Origin of the sequence: Galactobacillus timonensis (genome assembly GCF_900240265.1) — a bacterium.
GTDB classification, from domain to species: Bacteria; Bacillota_I; Bacilli_A; order Erysipelotrichales; family Erysipelotrichaceae; genus Bulleidia; species Bulleidia timonensis.
The window spans coordinates 23,113-40,159 of record NZ_LT964740.1 but is presented as its reverse complement, the minus strand read 5'-3'; the positions used below and the strand labels follow the sequence as shown (position 1 = coordinate 40,159).

Sequence of the window (17,047 nt, the reverse complement as noted above, 5' to 3'; positions counted from 1 at the left end):
ACAGCTGAATCGAAAGTACGCACGGCGTACTTCCAGGAAAGGAGAAGATAACTATGCCAGGAAAAAAAGCTCCTGCAAAACGCAACAACAGCAATTCCAACAATAACAAGAACCGGTCGCAGAATAAGAACCGCGGTCCGCAGCGTCAGGATCAGCGCCCGTTCAATAACCCGGCTGCTGCCAAGAAGGCTGCGCCGGATATTCATGCGATCGAGTACAGCGACGGCATTACGCTTGGTGAACTTGCCAAGAAATGCGGCCGCACTCCTTCGGAGCTGATCAAGGTTCTGTTCATGCAGGGAAAGATGGCGACCATCAACAGTACGCTGGACGATGATCTGGTCGATACCATCTGCCTTGAATATGACATTGAGCCGACCAAGGTAAAGCCGAAGGATGAAGATTCCCTCGAAGATGAGGAACCGGATGATCCGAAACTTCTGAAGCCGCGTGCTCCGATCGTGACGGTCATGGGTCATGTTGACCATGGCAAGACGACGCTGCTCGACTCGATCCGCAAGACCAAGGTCGCCTCCGGAGAAGCCGGCGGTATTACGCAGGCCATCGGTGCCTACCAGGTCACCGTCAACGGCCGCAAGATTACATTCCTTGATACGCCGGGTCACGAAGCCTTTACGGCCATGCGTGCCCGCGGTGCCGCGGTGACCGATGTTGCGGTCATTGTCGTTGCGGCGGATGACGGTGTGATGCCGCAGACCAAGGAAGCGATTGACCATGCGCGGGCCGCCAAGGTTCCGATGATCATCGCGGTCAATAAGATTGATAAGCCGGATGCCAATCCGGATCGTGTTCGCAGCGAGCTGGCTGACCTGGGCATTATGCCGGAGGAATGGGGCGGCGATACGATTTTCGTCAACATTTCGGCAAAGAAGGGAACCGGCATTCCGGAACTTCTCGAAACAATTCTGACGGTTGCGGATGTCCTTGAACTCAAGGCAAATCCGAAGAAGCTGGCGACCGGTACAGTCATTGAGGCTCGTCTTGATAAGGGCCGCGGCCCGGTGGCGACGGTTCTGGTTCAGAACGGTACACTGCATCACGGGGATCCGGTCGTCGTCGGCAACTGCTTCGGCAAGATCCGCCGCATGAGCGATGAAGACGGTCATGAGCTGAAGGCGGCTCCGCCTTCGACGCCGGTTGAGATCATCGGTCTCAATGATGTGCCGCAGGCAGGCGATCATTTCCGTGCCTATGATAATGAGCGTGATGCCCGTGCCATTGCGGACCGCCGCAAGCGCAAGGCAGTGGAGCTTGGCCGGCGCAAGAGTTCGGCCATGACGCTGGAAGATCTTTCGAAGGAAATTGCGGCCGGTGAGATCAAGGAAATTCCGGTCATCATCAAGGCCGATGTGCAGGGTTCTGCGGAAGCTGTGAAGTCTGCTCTCGAGAAGATCGAGGTTGAAGGCGTTAAGGTCAATGTCATTCATTCGACAGCCGGTGCCATCAATGAGGGCGATATCATGCTCGCAGATGCGTCGAAGGCGATGATCATCGGCTTCAACGTTCGCCCGGATGCGGCCATCCGCCGCAAGGCGGAAGAAGTCGGCGTGACGATCCGTCTGCACGACATCATCTACAAGGTGACCGAGGAAATGGAACACGCGATGAAGGGTATGCTGGATCCGGTATACTCCGAAGTCGTCATCGGTCAGGCCGAGGTGCGTCAGATCTACAAGATTTCCAAGGTGGGTACGGTCGGCGGCTGTATGGTTACGGATGGCAAGCTGACGGCAGGCTGCGGTGTTCGTCTGATCCGTGAGGGCATCGTCATCTACAATGGGAAGCTTTCTTCGCTCAAGCGCTTCAAGGACGACGCCAAGGAAGTGAACCAGGGCTATGAATGCGGCATCATGATCGAGAACTATAACGACATCAAAGTCGGCGATACGATTGAAGCCTACGTGGAACAGGAAGTAAAGCAGGACTGAGTCTATGAGTTCATCCATTAAGCAGAAGCGTCTGGAAGCGATCATCCGCCGCGATATTTCCGAGATCATTCAGTATGATGTCAAGGATCCCAATGTCGGTTTCCTTACGGTGACGGACGTCAAGGTATCCAATGACCATTCCTATGCGACGATCTATGTCACCTTCATCGGCAAGGGCTATCAGAAGAAGGAAGGCATGGAGGCACTGGAGCGGGCAAAGGGATACATTCGTTCGCAGCTTGCCGCACAGCTGGATATCCGCCGCTGCCCGGAGCTGATCTTCAAGATTGACAAGAGTGAGGAACGCGGTCAGCGCATTGATGAAATTATCCGTGAGATTCATAAGGATGATGAGCTCAAGAAAGCTGACCAGCCGGAAGATACCGAAGAAACCGGTGCGGATCCACAACAGTAAACAGTAGAAAAGAAAAAAGGCTGCGGTCGCTGACGATGATAAATCGTCGCTGATCGCAGCTTTTTACAAATAACCGGCGAGAAAGCCCAAGTGCTTCAGCCTTGGGATGAAAGCCGGACCGTGCACAGCAGAAACACTCTTTCTGTTGCGTATCATATAATAGGAACACAGTGATGAAGGGATACAAGTTCAGATTAGAACCGAACGAAACACAGAAGAAGCAGATTCAGGAAACGCTGGATTCTGCTCGTTTTGTGTACAATCGTTTTCTGGATCTGAACGAGTATGCATATCAGACAGAAGGCATCCATCTTTCATATGCAATGATGTGCTCACTATTGACGGATCTGAAGCTCGACCCTGAATATCCGTGGCTGAAGCAGGCTGACAGTATGGCACTGCAGACTGCGCTGAAAGATCTGGATGAAGCATTTCAGAATTTCTTTGCCGGACGTGCAAAGTATCCGAAGTTCAAGACCAAGAAGCATGCGTATAAGTCTGCATATCGCACACGCAATCAGAAAAACTGCATTCAGATTATTGATAAGCACCATGTAAAACTTCCGAAGCTTGGCGTTGTCCGGGCCCGCATTTCAAGGTTTCCGCATGGCGTAATCAAGAATGCAGCAATCTCGCTGACTGCGACGGGCAAATATGAAGTTTCTTTCTGCGTGGACGAAATTTCAGTTTCAAAGAAATCCGCAGGCGGAGAGATTGCCATTGACGTAGGGCTGGCCGAGTTCTACACAGATTCCAAGGGCCGCATTGTCGAGAATCCACGTATTCTTGCAAAGCTAAGCAAGAAGCTTGCCCGGGAACAGAGGAAGCTTTCGAGAATGTATGAAGCCGCAAAGAAAGCAGGCCGTCGCCTGCGTGAGTGCCGTAATTATCAGAAGCAGCGGATCAAGGTCGCAAAGATCCATGAACGTATTGTCAACACCAGAACCGACTTTCTGCAGAAGCAGAGCACGGCATTGGCTGATGAAAACCAAATCATCTATGCCGAGTATCTGAATATCCGCGGAATGGTCAGAAACCACAAGCTGGCAAAGGCAATCAGCGATGTGAGCTGGAGTACGTTCTTTCAGATGCTGGAATACAAAGTAAAAGAACGTAACGGCTTTCTGATCAAAGTCGATACGTTCTATCCAAGCTCGCAGATCTGCCATGAGTGCGGATATAAGAACCCAGCTGTGAAAGATCTGAAAGTGCGGAAATGGATCTGTTCTCAGTGCGGAGCCGTGCATGATCGTGATCAGAACGCTGCGCGGAATATTCTTTCAGAAGGGATTCGAATCTTCAACGAACCGCAGACTGCAGTTTCTGTAATCTGAAATAAATATTCGTACCGTGGGGCACACGGGAAGTAACGCTTGCGGAGAGAGTGTAAGACGGCGCAATGCCGCAGTTCTCAGCGAAGCAAGAATCCCACAGGCTTTAGCCGTGGGAGTGTCAATATGGCAATTAATCGCGGCGGAACAGGTCGCGGGTATAGACCTTGTCCTTCACGTCGTCGAGGTCTTTGGCACTGTAGCGGTTGGCAAGGATCACGGCGCTTTGTTTCTTGAAGGAATCGAGGTTATTGACGACTCTGGAGCCATAGAAGGTGTCGCCGTTATTGAGTGTCGGTTCATAGATGATGACATTGGCGCCTTTGGCCTTGATCCGTTTCATGACGCCCTGAATCGAGCTCTGGCGGAAGTTGTCACTGTTGGCCTTCATCGTAAGACGGTACACCCCGATCGTAACCGTGTGTTCCGCTTCCGGCTGGTAGTCAATCTCATCGGAATAGTTGTAGTAGCCGGCTTTTTCAAGGACACGGTCGGCGATGAAATCCTTGCGGGTACGATTGGAATCGACGATGGCCTGAATCAGATTTTCCGGCACATCCCGGTAGTTGGCCAGCAGCTGCTTCGTATCCTTTGGCAGGCAATAGCCGCCATAGCCGAAGGAAGGATTGTTGTAATGGGTTCCGATTCTCGGATCGAGGCAGACGCCGTCGATGATGGAGCGGGAGTCGAGATTCTTCGTTTCGGCATAGGTATCAAGCTCATTGAAGTAGGAAACGCGCAGGGCGAGATAGGTGTTGGAAAACAGCTTGACGGCCTCGGCTTCCGTAAAACCCATGAAGAGAATCGGGATGTTTTCCTTCCGTGCACCCTGATCGAGCATATCCGCAAAGGTTTCTGCTGCCTGTTTTTCTTCCGCGTTGGAAAGATCTGTTCCGACGATGATGCGGGAAGGATACAGGTTGTCATAGAGCGCCTTCGATTCACGCAGAAATTCCGGCGCAAACAGAATGTGATCGCAATGGTACTTCCGGCGTACGCTTTCGGTATAACCGACCGGGATCGTGCTCTTGATGATGATCCAGGGAAGATGCGTGTCATCCTGATTTGCCGCAAGGGTCAGTTCAATGACTTCCTCGACAGCGCTTGTATCAAAGAAGTTTCTCGAAGAATCATAGTTGGTTGGTGCGGCAATGATGACATAATCCGCCTGCTGCAGATACTTCCAGGAGGGGTTGGAAGGTGCCTTTGTCTGATCGTTGAGCACTGCGTTGAGATCGAGTTTCTGGCTGCCTTCAAGGTCGGCGGCGAAGTACTTTTCGATCCATTCATCCTGGATCGGTGATCTGCGGGCGTTGATCATTTCCACCTTTTCGCCAATGATATCGAGCGCTGTCACCGTGTGATGCACCGCCAGCAGTGAAGCCAGCGAAAGTCCTACATAGCCCGTACCAGCGACGACGATTCTCTGACGTGGAACCGCCGGTTTTTCAGTCTTTTGCGAGGGATCATAGAAATAATCCGACGGTACAAGTCCGCATACGCCGCAAAGGTTCAGAAACTGATCCAGCGAAGGTTGATAGATGCCCTGTTCAAGATGGGAAAGGACGCTGCGGTTTAATCCCGCCTGATCAGCCAGTTTCTGCTGGTTCATCTGTTTCGCTTTGCGGAATTCGGCTACATCTTCCGCGAATTTATTCTGATTGAATGTCTGCATATGTTCTCCTGAGCAACATCATTATGGCATGACATTGGAACAATTAAAATAGTGTGTTACCAACAGCAACAAAAATGTTATACCTGCCTTCGGGAATATCCGTTTTCACTGTCTAAAGAAAGGTGAAAGGAGGACGTAAGAATATGCGTTCAATTCAGGTTTCCTGCCAGCAGCTGGAAGCGGCTGCAACAAGAATCAACGAGGCTCATGACACCTATCTGCAGGCAGTTTCCCGTCTTTACCAGAGTGTTGATGCGATGAAGGCCGGCTGGCAGGGGAAGGACAATCTTGCCTTCAGCGGCCGGATCGCGCAGTTTGAGACAGACTTCCGTCAGATGGCGGCGCTGTGTGCGCAATACGCCGATTTTCTGCGTACAAGTGCAGCTTCCTATCGGGCGATGCAGGAAGATCTCGCGGCAAGAGCCGGTACGCTGGGAGGTGTGTGATGGAAGGACTGAAGATATCGCTGTCTCAGGTTTCCCAGTGCGCCAGTGAGATTCGCTCCTGTTCCCAGGTGATGGCCGATGCGCTGGAGCGGATGCGCAGAGAAGTGTCGGCTACTTCGGGCAGCTGGATTTCGGAAGGTGGAGAAGCGATCCGTACCCGTTTCCAGACCTTCGCCGGCCGCTTTGAAAATCAGCGGCAGATGATGGAATCCTATGCTCAGTTTCTCGAACGTACGGTAGAAAGCTACGACTCGCTTGAGTCAACGATCATTTCCAATGCGGCAGGAATTCAGGCCTGACTACCGGCTGATCTTTGCCTTTCTTCTGGCGGCGGTCATTGTACTCAGCGGATGCACTCCAAAGCAGAGTGCTGCTGAAAATACGATGAAGCTTGGCGACTGGATTCAGCACATCTATGAAGAAGCCGGTCTGGCAGAGAGCGATCAAACGGCGCCCTACTACCTTTCCATCACTGGTGATCAGCCGTGTTATGCCGCGGTGCAGAGTGCTGTGGACTGGGGTATCCTTGATCCTTCGGATGGCTTTGATCCCGATCAGATCCTGACAAGGGAATGGGCCGCCTATACCCTGAGCCGGTTGAAGGAGGCGGATCTGCCGGATGTTGCGGATTCTTCGATTGTTGATCTTTCCCGTTCCCTGTTTCCAAAGGAAGTGAAGTATGCGGTCCGTATCGGACTCCTTGATCTTGATGAACAGAGCCGCTTTCACCCGAAAGAAGCGATGGACACGGCGCAGGCCATGGCGGCATTAAAGCAGGTTGTTTCCTGGATGGATGCCTGGGTACCTGAGGAAACCACTGCCGAAGTGGAATGGATCAATGGCGAAGAGCCTCTCTACAGTGAGGACTTTCGGATTCAGGAAGATGGAAGTTATCAGGATCAGCGGATCTATGAAGAGGGAGATACGATCTATTCCTATCCGGATGATACGTTTTACCGGATTGAAAACGGTCAGCAGGCCAGGGCGCTGGATGAAGATGAGGTGTTTGGCGATATCGACTACGAATATGCCGGTGAGCTGGATCTCAGCAATGCGCAGGTGGAACCCCTGGAGCAGAGTTTTGTTCCAGGGGGCTTCACCCCGCTGGTCAATACCTTTTCCTATGAGGACTGGAAGGTACGCACCAGCATTCAAAGCTCCGGTGTACGGGCGGAGATTTACAAGGAATATGACAAGGGAGGCCGAACGTTTGCAGCGTTCAGCCTTCATCATATCCGGCCCGTGATCCGCTGGAAAATGAAGGGCGGAAAGCTCGATGACAGTTGTATGAAGATCAGCTTTACAACGACGGAAAGCGTCGGGGCAAAGGCATCCGTGAAGCGCTACGGCGACTTTTCGCAGCTGCCTGAAAACCTCCGCTCGTTTTTAAGCGAAAAGAAGAGTGCCATGGAAACGACCATCCCGCTGGCGACGCTGCGCATCCCTCTGCCTGAGATTCCGGGGCTGAATCTTGTTCTGCGGCTGGAGCTGCAGCTGGGAGCGGATGGGCGGGCGGAACTGGTGCTGACGCAGAATCATGCGCTTGGCTTTGAAGTGCGCAACGGATCGATGCGCTCTTTGAACAGTACGGAAGGCACGGTTCAGGCGCAGGCACGGGCAAATGCCTGGCTGAGCGGAGGGGTGAATGCGGCTCTTGCCATGGGAAAAAAGAGACTTGCAGATGTTGCCCTGCATACGGGCATCAAAACCCAGTGCAAAACGACGCTGCATCTCTATGATTCCAATCAAAGGCATTCGGCGCAGGCACTGCCGGTTTCCAGCGAACTGTTTGAAGAAAATGAGCGTCAGCTGATCTGTGCCGATCTTACGGCAGAAACAATTCTGAAGACCGTGATCAATTCTTCTTCCACCCTCGCCGGAAAATTCGGTTTTTCCAAAACGTTTGATCTGTTGGGCGGGAAAGGAAAGATTACAATCGACGCTCTGACGGGGCATCTGGAAAGCGGAATGCTGGTGACAAAGTGTACACGCGGTGAAAGAGACACTGGCATCCACCGCGAAGCGGTCGATGATGGTGCAATCCAGCTGGAACAGTATGTTCTGTTTCTGAGAAACGGTGAGTCAAAGAAACTGCCGATCGTATCACTGCCGGAGGGAACAGGCCTTGATCAGCTGCGCTTCCGCTCTTCGCAGCCATCTGTTCGCGTATCGGCCGGCGGAGAAGTGACCGGAGTTGCAGAGGGAAGTGCCATCGTGAGTCTTGAAACGGCGGATGGCCGGTATCGGGCTGTTTGTTCCGTGATTGTGCGTGGTACATGATTCTTGTTCTGGCAGGCGGCGAACATGTTCTGCAGGTTCAGGACGGACACAGTTCTTCCTTTGACTTTGAAGGGATTCATTTTTCATTGAAGCAGGGGCAGCCGCCGGATCTTGTCTTTCAAAACAGAGAAGTCCCGTTAACGCCAGGGCTGACGGTTCAGCTGACGGAACGGATCGTGCTGCAGATATTCGGCATGGATGATGGTTTTGATACGGTGGAGGTGTTTGATCTTCCGGCAGTGATGACAATTGGAAATTCGATTGAGGATGATCTTTACATCATCGACCGCCGTCTTTCCCAGGCATGCATTTCGATTCAGGCGGATGAAATCTCCCTCCGGGAAGGAACGATACTTGGCAGAAACGGAAAGCGCGTCCATCAAAGCTGCCGGTATTCGGGCCGCGATGTGTTCGTGTTTGCGGCCATCCGCTTTTGTATTGTGGATCATTTCCTGATTCTGAAAAAGGGAGCGGCCGTTCATTGCCGCCTGAAGCGAGAACTGCCTTCGTATCCTGCAGAGTATTCCGGTATAGCGGCGCTTGTTTCTGTGCCGCAGGCACGGATGGCATCGTTTTCAAGAACGATGGTTGTGCCTTTGGAAGAGCCGTTAGAGGTCCATGATCCGGCGATGAGTCCGCTGGCGTTTCAGATGGGACCGGCACTGACCATGGCATTGGCTTCGTGTGCGGCCGGCATTCTGACGGTTCAGCAGGCAGTGGACAGCGGAAGAGCGTGGATCCAGGTGATGCCATCTCTGATACTGCCGTTGACGATGCTTGTCAGTACGCTGCTGTGGCATCCATTGCAGCGGGTGTATGACAAGCGCCGTATGAAAAAGCAGATGAATCACCGTTACCAGCAGTATGCGGCCTATTTATCAAGCGTTCGCAAAGACATCACCGACTTTGAAGATGCCTATGCCAGATCTGCCGAGACCCAGTTTCTTAGCGGCAGCGGCTCTTCGTTTCCGCCGTTTCAGAAAGGGTCCCATCATGGTGACTGGATGTTTGTATGTATTGGAAGAGGCACGGAATACTTTGATCTTCAGTTTCAGCACCACTTCCGCTTCCGCCATGGCGATTCGCTTGCCTTTCGAACAAGGGCGCTGCAGGAGGACTGTGCCGAGCGCAGGGATACGCCGCTATTGATTTCACTTCAAGATCATTCCGGCATCTCAATTCCAGAGGATGATGCACTTCTTGAAACCATTGTGCTGCAGTACTGCTGGTATTTTTCACCTTCGGACGCAGGCATTGCTTTGCTTGTGAGCCAAGATTGGCTGAATGATCATTGCTGGCTGCTCGAAGCGCCGCAGTGCCGGCTGGACGGGATGCGTTTGATCGCTGTCAATGACGCGGCTGCCCGGCGTGTTCGAGACCGGATTGCGGCCCATCCCGAGAAACACTTTCTTTTGATCGAGTCCAGAAATTTCGGCATCGATATCAATACTGACCATGTCAGCGTTTTGAAGGTGGAAGACATCCATTCCTGCTCATCCTTTTTCCGGATTCAGAAGAATCCGGATGGGTACATTCTGATCGAAGCAGACCGACAGCGCCGCTTTGAGATCCATCAGCTGACACAGGATCCATGGCTCTGGATGCGGCGGCTGAAACCCTATCTGCATGAACACCGGCACGTGCTTAGGGAATCGTTTCTCGATCTGTATCCGGATCTGAACCTGAACGAGATACGGAAGAGGGCATCTCTTCTTTCGGCACCGATTGGCTGGAACCATGAAGGTGAAACGATGGTGCTGGATCTCAGTGAAGACAGGCATGGGCCCCACGGTCTAATTGCAGGAATGACAGGATCCGGAAAAAGTGAACTGTTACTGACGATCATTCTTTCCCTGATGGTTTCTCATTCGCCAAAGGATCTGCAGTTTGTGCTGATCGACTTCAAGGGAGGCGGACTGGTGCAGATGCTGGAAAAGGGTGAACAGAGGGCCCCGCATATTGCGGCGGCGCTGGATAATCTGCAGACCTCTGAAATGGAGAGGGCATTGGCAGGACTTGCGCAGGAGTGCCGCTATCGGGAGGAATGTTTTCAGGAGCTTGGCCGCCTGAGTCAGAAACCGGTCTTTCATCTGCGCATGTACCGCGAGATCGCAGAAGAATACGGCATGGAGCCGTTACCGTATCTTATTGTTGTTGTGGATGAGTTTGCTCAGCTCAAAAAGGAACATCCGGAATTTCTGCATGAACTGATGTCACTCGCCAGGACGGGCCGGTCGCTCGGTCTCCACTTACTGCTGGCGACCCAGAAACCGGGAGGCATCATTGATGAGCAGATCCAGTCCAACTGCCGCTTCCGCATCTGTCTCAAAGTTCAAAGCCGCTCGGACAGTCTGGAGGTGCTCTCGCATCCCGACGCTGCAGATCTGCTGAGACCGGGTGAGTTTTATTTTCTTTGCGATCAGCATCTTCAAAAAGGCAGAGCCGCCTACAGCAGTGCTCCTTATGGAACTCTTCCGAAGGAAGTCCTGATTCTTGATGAAGAAATGAACATCAAGAAATCCATCCGTGAACCGCACACACCTCTTCCTCTTCAGGCAAAGAAAGTACTTGAAGCGATCCTTGAGGAAGATGGCAGCTATTATCCACGGCCCCTATGGAAAAAGATGCCGGCATCCGTTCCGCTGTGTGCTCCGGAGCGGCCGCCATTAGGAATCGGGATGCTGGATGACATTGATCACTGCCGTCTTCCATGGTACTGCCTGAAAAAGGAAGGAACACTGGTGCAGAGTCTAGACGCATCGATCCGGAAACAGGTGCTGAACACTGTGCTGAGTGTACTTGGCAAAGATTCTGAAGCCAGTGATGTCATCGTTCTGTTTCGGGATGAAGATCATAAAAGGAATTGCCAATCCGTATTTGGCCACGATTTTTTGACTCTCGGCAGTGAAGATACGGATCGTATGGAATGGCTGGTGGATATCGTTCAATCGGAGCGCTCCCGTTTTTTCTGGCTGATTGTCATTTGTGGCGGTTCCTTTCTTGCGGATGAGTCAAACCGGGAACTGTTTCTGCATCTATTGCAGAAGGAGTCGGATCATACCGCGGCCATTGTATTTACAGACACGATCGAAGCCATTCCGCATGCGGTCGCATCCCGTCTTTTGGAGCGGATCTCGTTCTGCCGCAATGATCGTGAACAGGCGATGCGTATGATCGGGGGAGCTGTGGATCGTATGCCTGCGCATTCCGATGGCCTGGTACGGATCGGGACAACAGGCATGATCTGCCGCTTTGTACTGCTGGAGACAATGGAAGAAGCCGCTCTGGGCACGTGTCTTCTGGAAGAAATACCGGAAGTGATTTGCGGCGAAGAAAGCGGAGATTCGATTCTGCTTGGCTACTCGTTAAAAACACAGGAAAAAGTGTTCTGGAACCGCGAACAGAGTCTGATCGTACTTGGTTACTACGATGAGGAGCTGGAAAGCCTGAAAGCGATTCTTAAGAATGATTGTTTCAGTTTCCTTTCTTTCTTCGACTATGAGCGGAAGAAAAGCAATGATCGTCAATTGTCAACGATTCCTGTTTTATTTGTCGGCGAAGGTTTCCAGGAACAGTTTGTTTTCCGTATGCACCGGGGCCATCCGCTCACAAAACACGAGGGCATACTGTTTCAGGGGACACGAAAGGAGGTGATCCGTCTTGTCAATGGTCCGTGTTCATCTGATTCTTCCAATGGACGAAGGCTGGCTGGAATGCAGGCTGGATGAGAGGGCAACGATATCCGAAAGCATTCATCTATTGGGAAAGCAGTTGTGCGCCGTCTATGACCTGGATCGGGACATGTTTCTGAATCCAGAACTTCCGGTCCGTCTTCTGCATCTTGTGGAAGGTACACGGCTGCTTGTCTATTGAATTGAAACCGGTTAGCTTGTTAAATTTCATCAACTGTTCACATGAAACCGTTGAATCGAATACTTAATATGCTAGAATACAATTGTCACAGAAAGAGTGACGATAGAAAGGTGGATCACATGTATCAGAATTCTGAGCGTACGGCCATTGTACTGGTCGATTACCTCAAGGGTTCGGCGGTGGTTCATGAATTTATGAGTGCAGACGATTTCGCACGTCTGCAGGCCCAGGAAGAGTCTGGCAATGTCAGAATCATGAATCACTACGAGCCTTTGCGCGAAGCCGCATAAGCGGTGTTTCCATTGAGGTAATGAAGGGTGCCCATGCCGGCACCTTTTTTGTGGCTGATTTATTCCTTACGTATGTGTAAAATAGGTAAGGTTATGAAAGTTCTCATCATTATTCCTGCCTATAACGAGCAGGACAATATTGTTTCTACGGTTACTGAGCTGCAACAGGTGTGTCCTCAGTATGATTATGTCGTCATTAATGACGGCTCTTCGGATCGTACGTCCCGCATCTGCAAGGAACATGGGTTTCATCTCATTTCGCTGCCTCTGAACCTTGGTCTTTCCGGCGCGTTCCGTACCGGGATGAAGTTTGCCTACCGTAATGGCTATGACTGTGCGGTTCAGTTTGATGCGGACGGTCAGCATGATCCACGCTATCTTCCTGCCATGGTGGAGCAGATGAATAAAACCGGTGCCGATATTGTCATTGGCTCACGTTATCTGGAACATAAAAAGGGACCAGGCATGCGTTCGGCCGGCAATTCTCTGATCAGCTTCTTTATCCGTCTTACGACGGGAAAGAAGATATGTGACTCTACCTCAGGCTTCCGTCTGTATGGTAGGCGGCTATTGGCCTGGTTTGCTAAATACATCAACTTTGAACCGGAACCAGATACAATTGCCTTCCTGATTCGGTGCGGCGCAAAGGTAGAAGAAGTGCAGGTTCAGATGCGTCCGCGTAAGGCAGGCGAGAGCTATTTCCATTTTTCTTCGATCGTTGCCTACATGACCCGGATCTGTTCATCCATTCTGTTTATGCAGTGGGTGCGTAAAAAGGAGGAACTCTGATGCCGTATTCGCTTCGTATTCTTCTGATTTTTGCGTCCGTGCTGACGCTGCTGTTCATTATCCGCAATATCCGCAAGGCAAAGCTGCGGCTGATTGACGGATTCTCCTGGGTGCTGCTGTCGATTTTCTTCATCATCATCAGTGTCTGGCCTGAAATCATCTATTCGCTGTCAAGGAAACTTGGTTTCATCTCCTCCATCAATATGGTTTACCTGATCGTCATCTTCCTGCTGTTATTGAAGCTCTTCTTCTCTTCGCTGAAGATTTCCGCTCTGGAAAGCAGGATCAACGAGCTGGCACAGGAAGTGGCATTGCGTGACAAGTCCTTTCTTGGCTTAAAGACCAAAGATGATCTTGAAAAAAAGGAGACCTCTTCCACAGAGAAGTCTTCCGAGCAACATTGAATCGAAAAACAAAGACAGCGTACAGACTGCAGTTGTGCAGATCCGTACGCTGTTTTGATTCTTATATAGCTGTATTGGTTTGTTACGAATGGCTACGATGATTACTGCGCATCCATCTGATAGGTATAGCCCTTCAGGAACGCTTTGGTACGCTCCGAGCGAGGGGAGGTGAACATCTGTTCCGGTGTGCCTTCTTCTTCAATGACGCCCTGATCCATGAAGACAATCCGGTCACTGACATGGCGCGCAAAGTTCATCTCATGCGTCACGATGATCATCGTCAGACCGTCATCGGCCAGCTGCTTCATTACCTGCAGAACTTCCTGCACCATTTCCGGATCCAGTGCCGACGTCGGCTCATCAAACAGCATCAGTCTTGGATTCATGCACAGTGCACGGGCAATGGCAACACGCTGCTTCTGGCCGCCTGAGAGGGTACTGACATCGGCATCCGCAAAGGACTTCATGCCGACCTTGTCCAACAGCTGCAGCGCCGTGCCAAGTGCTTCATTTTTGGAGCGGCCAAGTACTTTCTGCTGAGGAACGATGCAGTTAGCCAGTACGTTCATGTTCGAAAAGAGGTTGAAGGACTGAAAGCACATCCCGACCTTTGCCCGATAGGCATTGATGTCATGGATTTTCAGCACATCTTCTCCGAAGACGCGGATCGTTCCGCTGTCCGGTGTTTCAAGCAGGTTGATGCAGCGAAGAAGGGTACTCTTTCCTGAACCGGATTTACCGATCAGGGTAACGACTTCGCCTTCCTCAACATGGAAGCTGACACCCTTGAGGACATGATTGGATCCGAAGCTTTTTTCAATGTGATCAAGTTCAACGAGTGACATCGCTGTTTCCTCCCTGGGCCAATGACATACTGGTCGGATCCGTGTCGCTCTGCGGAAGGCTGGTCTTCTTCTGACGCATCTTCTTTTCAATCGCATTGAGAATCAGGGACGCAATCGTTGTCATGATGAAGTAGATCAATGCCTCGACAAAGTACATTTCCGTAAAGTGATAGGTGGAACCGGCGATACTCTTGGACTGGAACATCAGCTCTGTAATCGAAATGATCATCAGAACCGAAGAATCCTTGATATTGACGATCCATTCATTGCCGATGGCAGGGAACGCATTCTTGACCGCCTGCGGCAGAATGACGCTCATCATCGTCTGCGATGATGTCATGCCAAGGGAACGGGCGGCTTCATTCTGCCCCGGATCAACGGCTTGGATGCCGGACCGCAGAATCTCCGACATATAGGCACCGGTATTGATGGAAATGACGAACAGGGCAGCACCCATATTCGACCAGTGAATCACATTGACAAGTGAGTAGTAGATAAACAGAGCCTGAACCATCATCGGCGTACCGCGGAAGATCGCAATGTAGATATTGGCAATGACATCGAGAATCTTCTTTGTAATACACCAGGCTTTCGAGGCATTGGTATCCGGCTTCGATGCCCGAAGCGCCCCGACAAACAGGCCGATCACAAAGCCGCAGGCCGTACCGATTGTGGATACGTAGAGAGTTGTACGGATGCCCAGCCAGATACTGGCACTGTAACGGCTGAAGATATCGGCAATATTGGTAAAGAACATGCTCAGTTGCCTGCCGGCTGACGTTCAACCGCCTCTTCCATCAGCTGATTGCGCTCATCAGTAGAAATGTTGGCAAGAGCCGTTTCCAGCTGGTTCTTCAGCTCATCATCGCCCTTGCGTACAGCAATGGAAACTGTCGTATCGGCGTCAAATCCCTGACCTTCCGCGAAACGGACAATCGCAAGATCCGGATTCGCCGCAACAACACCGTTGGCTACCGGAAGCTCCGAAACAACGCCGTCAACGACGCCGGATTCCAAAGCCTGAATCGCTGCCGGGAAGGTTTCTGCCGCCGGCTGATGAACAACGTTGTTGATCTGATCGATGACTTCATCATAGACGGTGTTCATCTGGCCCTGAATCGTGGCACCGGCGAAATCCTGGATACTCGTGGCATTGACATAATCGCTGTCAGCCTTGACGATCATGACTTCCTCGGACTCATAGTAAGGGGAGGTGAAGTCTACTTCCTGCTCACGCTCCGGGGTATCGGTCATGCCCGCGATGACAGCATCGATTTCATTGTTCTGAAGCGAAAGGATCAGATTGTCCCAGTCCAGCTTCACAATCTGAACATCCATATCATTGGCTTCCGCTACCTTTTCAGCGATGACGACATCGTAGCCGTCGCAATAGTCAACATCCGAGATCGGCTGTGCGGTTCCGCCAGACTCTGTTGTCGTCCAGTTGAACGGAGCGTAGTTGCACTCCATGCCTACGCGGAGTGTCTTCCGGGAAGAGTCAGTCGCTGATGCAGAAGATGCGGCTGCCGTCGCAGCAGCGGAAGAAGAGGAGCCGCAGCCTGCCAGCAGGCACAACCCCAATGTCAGAGAGAGAATGGAACGTGGATTGCAATTCATATCATTTTCCTTTCCTCACCGGTTTTACCGGTGTCCAATGTCATAAAACAAAACCCGTATGCCTATTACATACGGGTTCATCCTCTCCCATAAGCAATAGCGCCTCTTCAGAAACTGAAGGAGTGATACGGCTGTTTACCGTATCCCCACGGAACGCTTCCGCCGAAGCCCTCCGTTCGGCTGTGATTGCCTTTCCACACGCTTCAACGCCTGCCGGCTCAGCGGTGTACTCATCTGCACAGCTACCTCTACTTGTTTTGTTTTACGGTTTTAATACTATCTGTATTGAAAGAAATGTCAATATAATGAAAACATTTTCACAATTTTTATATTGTTTCTTCTTCTTTTTGTCTGTTCTATTTATTCGTTGTTTCCCTGATCCTTGCCGGAAATATCGAACAGCTTCAGCTGATCTTTGTTATGCAGCGCCTTGAGACAGTTGGCGTGCGCGGTGGGATATTCGTTGTACAGCTGATTGAGAAATGCCTTCGCCTCGGCACGTCTCGTATAACCGTCGTTGGGACAGGTGCTTTTGACAACCGGAAGATGCAGCTCATTGACGGCCGTATCCCGGATTTCATCCTCATAGCAGTAGATGAGGGGACGGATAAACGTCATCTGTGACTTGGTCAGGTACATTTTCGGTTCAAAGGTGCTCAGTCTTCCGCCGAACATCATGTTCATCCACAGCGTCTCAACGGCATCATCCCCATGGTGGGCGAAGGCAGTCTTGGTGGCGCCATAGCGCTTGGCCGCCTCGATCATGGCACCTTTTTTCAACTGCGAGCAGCGGGAACAGGAAATGCCGCCGTTTTTTTCCGGATACAGCTTCAGGATGTCATAGATCTGCGTCGGCTCATCATAGTAGGGGATGTCATACTTCTTCATGAAGGAGCGGACAGGTTCAAAATCCATATTACCGAATCCCATCTCAAGATGAATGCCGATGACTCTGAAGGCCCTGTGATCATGAACCTGCACAAAGTGACGGTACCGGTAGAGCGCATACAGCAGAAGCAGGCTGTCCTTGCCGCCGGAGACGCCGACGGCGACCGTATCGCCGTCTTCGATCATCTGATAGTCAAGATCGGCCTGATGTATTTTTCCAAGGATTGTTTTCAGCACTCTGCACG

At 51.4% G+C, this 17,047-nt stretch carries 16 protein-coding genes; 11 read left to right on the top strand and 5 right to left on the bottom strand.

The annotated features are described in order from the left end of the window. The first annotated feature begins 53 nt into the window (after positions 1 to 53). From infB to tnpB, 3 genes are all read left to right on the top strand, one after another. Positions 54 to 1,949, top strand: coding sequence for a translation initiation factor IF-2 (gene infB, locus C1714_RS10655; RefSeq protein ID WP_102343248.1), 1,896 nt, complete (start codon positions 54 to 56; stop codon positions 1,947 to 1,949). 4 nt (positions 1,950 to 1,953) lie between these two features. After that, positions 1,954 to 2,364, top strand: coding sequence for a 30S ribosome-binding factor RbfA (gene rbfA / locus C1714_RS10650; protein ID WP_102343247.1), 411 nt, complete (start codon positions 1,954 to 1,956; stop codon positions 2,362 to 2,364). Positions 2,365 to 2,537: 173 nt separating this feature from the next. Then, positions 2,538 to 3,698 carry an IS200/IS605 family element RNA-guided endonuclease TnpB gene (tnpB, locus tag C1714_RS10645; protein WP_210115329.1) on the top strand — a complete coding sequence of 387 codons (1,161 nt, stop codon included), beginning with the start codon at positions 2,538 to 2,540 and terminating at the stop codon, positions 3,696 to 3,698. Positions 3,699 to 3,828: 130 nt separating this feature from the next. Here the strand turns inward: tnpB and C1714_RS10640 are convergent, their stop codons facing one another. Further along, complete coding sequence (locus C1714_RS10640) at positions 3,829 to 5,370, bottom strand: nucleotide sugar dehydrogenase (RefSeq protein WP_102343245.1); 1,542 nt, start codon at positions 5,368 to 5,370, stop codon at positions 3,829 to 3,831. A gap of 143 nt (positions 5,371 to 5,513) precedes the next feature. On the opposite strand from C1714_RS10640, the gene C1714_RS10635 reads away from it, so the two are divergent. The 8 genes from C1714_RS10635 (at position 5,514) to C1714_RS10605 (ending at position 13,452) form a co-directional block, all read left to right on the top strand. After that, positions 5,514 to 5,816, top strand: a complete 303-nt coding sequence (locus C1714_RS10635) for a WXG100 family type VII secretion target (protein WP_102343244.1) — start codon at positions 5,514 to 5,516, stop codon at positions 5,814 to 5,816. Continuing rightward, positions 5,816 to 6,115 (top strand): pore-forming ESAT-6 family protein, encoded by a 300-nt coding sequence (locus tag C1714_RS10630; protein WP_102343243.1) that lies wholly within the window; start codon positions 5,816 to 5,818, stop codon positions 6,113 to 6,115. The genes C1714_RS10635 and C1714_RS10630 overlap by 1 nt, the downstream gene beginning before the upstream one ends. Then, positions 6,093 to 8,096, top strand: a complete 2,004-nt coding sequence (locus tag C1714_RS10625; protein ID WP_102343242.1) for an Ig-like domain-containing protein — start codon at positions 6,093 to 6,095, stop codon at positions 8,094 to 8,096. The genes C1714_RS10630 and C1714_RS10625 overlap by 23 nt, the downstream gene beginning before the upstream one ends. Beyond that, positions 8,093 to 11,824: a type VII secretion EssC family protein gene (locus C1714_RS10620; RefSeq protein WP_102343241.1), complete on the top strand. Its 3,732-nt coding sequence runs from the start codon at positions 8,093 to 8,095 to the stop codon at positions 11,822 to 11,824. The genes C1714_RS10625 and C1714_RS10620 overlap by 4 nt, the downstream gene beginning before the upstream one ends. Next, a complete protein-coding gene (locus tag C1714_RS10615; RefSeq protein ID WP_135567933.1) occupies positions 11,790 to 11,969 on the top strand; it encodes a hypothetical protein in 180 nt (59 codons plus the stop codon). Before C1714_RS10620 ends, C1714_RS10615 begins: the two co-directional genes overlap by 35 nt. 119 nt (positions 11,970 to 12,088) lie before the next feature. Next, positions 12,089 to 12,259 (top strand): hypothetical protein, encoded by a 171-nt coding sequence (locus tag C1714_RS14090; RefSeq protein ID WP_167850027.1) that lies wholly within the window; start codon positions 12,089 to 12,091, stop codon positions 12,257 to 12,259. A 93-nt stretch (positions 12,260 to 12,352) separates the two neighbouring features. Beyond that, a complete protein-coding gene (locus C1714_RS10610) occupies positions 12,353 to 13,048 on the top strand; it encodes a glycosyltransferase family 2 protein (RefSeq protein ID WP_102343239.1) in 696 nt (231 codons plus the stop codon). Beyond that, on the top strand, positions 13,048 to 13,452 hold the full coding sequence (locus tag C1714_RS10605) for a DUF2304 domain-containing protein (RefSeq protein ID WP_102343238.1): 405 nt from the start codon (positions 13,048 to 13,050) through the stop codon (positions 13,450 to 13,452). The genes C1714_RS10610 and C1714_RS10605 overlap by 1 nt, the downstream gene beginning before the upstream one ends. 101 nt (positions 13,453 to 13,553) lie before the next feature. Here C1714_RS10605 and C1714_RS10600 read toward each other — a convergent pair whose 3' ends face one another. From C1714_RS10600 to C1714_RS10585, 4 genes are all read right to left on the bottom strand, one after another. Continuing rightward, the gene (locus tag C1714_RS10600; protein WP_102343237.1) at positions 13,554 to 14,297 is read right to left on the bottom strand and encodes an amino acid ABC transporter ATP-binding protein; all 744 of its coding nucleotides are present in this window, start codon (positions 14,295 to 14,297) and stop codon (positions 13,554 to 13,556) included. Further along, positions 14,284 to 15,054 carry an amino acid ABC transporter permease gene (locus tag C1714_RS10595; protein WP_102343236.1) on the bottom strand — a complete coding sequence of 257 codons (771 nt, stop codon included), beginning with the start codon at positions 15,052 to 15,054 and terminating at the stop codon, positions 14,284 to 14,286. The genes C1714_RS10600 and C1714_RS10595 overlap by 14 nt, the downstream gene beginning before the upstream one ends. A 2-nt stretch (positions 15,055 to 15,056) precedes the next feature. Beyond that, positions 15,057 to 15,914, bottom strand: a complete 858-nt coding sequence (locus tag C1714_RS10590) for a transporter substrate-binding domain-containing protein (protein ID WP_210115328.1) — start codon at positions 15,912 to 15,914, stop codon at positions 15,057 to 15,059. A 360-nt stretch (positions 15,915 to 16,274) separates the two neighbouring features. Then, complete coding sequence (locus C1714_RS10585) at positions 16,275 to 17,039, bottom strand: tRNA 2-thiocytidine biosynthesis TtcA family protein (protein ID WP_342587475.1); 765 nt, start codon at positions 17,037 to 17,039, stop codon at positions 16,275 to 16,277. Positions 17,040 to 17,047 lie beyond the last annotated feature (8 nt).